Below are 2,096 nucleotides of genomic sequence, written 5' to 3'. Positions count from 1 at the left end.
TACCGAAGGGCACCACCGTCCTCGGCGTCGACATCGGCGGCGGCACCCGCGACGCGGCGGTGATCAAGCTCGACGCGGCCCTCGGCAAGCGTGCCTCCGCGCCGCTGCTGCTCAGCGTCGGCGGCAAGACCGAGGAGCTCTCCCCGGACAAGGCGGGCCTCAGCCTGGACAGCCAGGCGACTGTCCGTGACGCGGCCGGCAGCGACTACAACCCGGTCTCGGTGATCGGCTCGCTCTTCGGCGGCCAGCGGATCGCCCAGCCGGTGATCCCGGTCGACCAGGAGAAGCTCAGCGCGGCACTGACCGATCTGGCCGGTGTCTCGGGCTCGGCCACCGAAGGAACGATCAAGTTCGAGCCGGGCCGGGCCGTCGCCGTACCGGGCAAGTCGGGCCAGTCGCTCGATGTCAGCCACTCGATCATCTCGGTACGGGACGCCTACCGCTCCCAGGTCCAGACGGGCCGTACGAACACCGTCGAGCTGCCCATCGCTCCTCGCGATCCGACGATCACACAGGCGGAGCTGGACCGGGCGATGAACGAGTTCGCCAAGCCCGCGATGTCCGATCTGATCACGATCAAGGCGGGCGACAAGCAGATCCAGTTCGGTCCCGCCAAGTCGCTGCCGAAGATCCTCTCCATGAAGGCGATCGACGGCCGGCTGGTGGAGGTCTACGACAAGAAGGCCATCGAGGAGCTGCTGGAAGGCGTATTCGACGGCATCACGATCACCAAGGGCGACGGCAAGCAGCATCCCGTCTCCGCCGACGATGTCGCCCAGGCGATGCAGAAGGCACTGCTCGGCACCACACCCGCCGAGCGCACCCAGGTGATCGATCTCGATCCCAGCTAGGCCTGTCGGCTTGGCTTTCTCGGAGCCCTCGTCCCTTTCCGGACGAGGGCTCCGGTGTGTCCGGCGCCGGTGGTCAGTTGAGCATCGCCCGTGCGGCCCGGGCCCGGCGGCGGATCGCCTCCGCCGTGGAGGGCTCGACCGCCGCCACCACCTCCGCGTACTCCTCCATCTCCGTCGCGCCCTGGAGGAACTCGCCACGCTGGACGAGGAGTTGGGCACGGTCGTAGCGCAGTCTGGCCGGGTGCGCGGGCAGCAGCAGGGAGAGTTCGACCGCCCACAGCGCCACATCGGTGCGCTCGGGCCGGGTGGCCGCCCAGGCGCGGATGTTGTTCAGGACGCGCAGGACGATGTCGAGCGGATCGGCCGGAGCGAACAGGGCGTCGTCCAGTGCCGTGTCCGCCGGTGTCACGCCCGTGGCACCGCTCACCAGCAGTGCCGTGTCCGCGCTGGTCAGCAGCCGTCCGCCGGAGAAGGGATCGGCGAGGATCCGTTCGCCGGGATCGCCCGGATCGCCGAAGCCGACCACGAAATGGCCGGGCAGGGCCACTCCGTACACCGGCGCTCCGGCCCGGCGCGCGACCTCCATCCACACCACCGAGAGCAGGATGGGCAGTCCGCGCCGACGCCGTAGCACCACCGGCAGCAGCGAGGAGTCGAGCCGCTGGTACTCGGCCGGAGAGCCCTCGAAGCCGCAGCGCTCGCCGAGCAGTTCCGCGAGCGCCACCGCCCAGGCGCGCGCTCCGAGCACACCGAAGGGCAGCAGTCCGGCCAGCCGGTCCAGTTCGGCCTGGGCCGCGTCGATACCGGCCTCGCCCAGGGCGGGATCGGCCTCGGCGCCCACGAGCAGACAGAGCGTCGCCAGGTCGGGACGGTCCGCGCGGGCCTCCAGCGCGAAGCGGTGGCGCGGGTCGACGGATTCCGGTCGCATATCGGCCTCGTACCCGCTCAGGGCGATCGGAAGTAGTGATAGCTGTGATGGACGGCGAAGCCCATCGCGTCATACAGCGCCCGCGCGCCGGTGTTGTCCGACTCCACCTGGAGCCAGGCGGCGGACGCGCCTTCCTCCAGCGCTCGCCGGGCGAGCGCGGTCATCACGGCCGTCGCCAGGCCCTGGCGACGCCGGGCCGGATCGACCTCCACCGCCATGAATCCCGCCCAGCGTCCGTCGACCACACACCGGCCGATGGCCGCGGGTACGTCCGCCGGTCCGGGTACCGAGGCGAACCACACCGAAGGGCCAGCGGC

General features: G+C 70.8%; 2 protein-coding genes and 1 pseudogene. 1 reads left to right on the top strand and 2 read right to left on the bottom strand.

From position 1 onward, the window contains the following. Positions 1–851 (top strand): annotated as a pseudogene (locus GA0115259_RS31000) (hypothetical protein); the annotation flags it as partial. Between the two features lie 73 nt (positions 852–924). On the opposite strand, the gene GA0115259_RS30995 reads toward GA0115259_RS31000, so the two are convergent. Together GA0115259_RS30995 and GA0115259_RS30990 are read right to left on the bottom strand one after the other, a co-directional pair. After that, positions 925–1,779 (bottom strand): transglutaminase family protein, encoded by an 855-nt coding sequence (locus GA0115259_RS30995; protein ID WP_093603151.1) that lies wholly within the window; start codon positions 1,777–1,779, stop codon positions 925–927. Between the two features lie 17 nt (positions 1,780–1,796). Continuing rightward, on the bottom strand, positions 1,797–2,096 hold a 300-nt coding region (locus tag GA0115259_RS30990), incomplete at its 5' end, for a GNAT family N-acetyltransferase (protein WP_141716764.1).

It is taken from the genome of Streptomyces sp. MnatMP-M17 (genome assembly GCF_900091995.1).
Lineage (GTDB): Bacteria > Actinomycetota > Actinomycetes > Streptomycetales > Streptomycetaceae > Streptomyces.
The sequence above is the reverse complement of the archived record's forward strand: the minus strand, read 5'-3'. Positions and strand labels throughout refer to the sequence as shown.

What these genes read in the sequence shown, in the direction of transcription:
- GA0115259_RS30995 (WP_093603151.1), bottom strand. Translation starts at nt 1,779, where the DNA reads ATGCGACCGGAATCCGTCGACCCGCGCCACCGCTTCGCGCTGGAGGCC.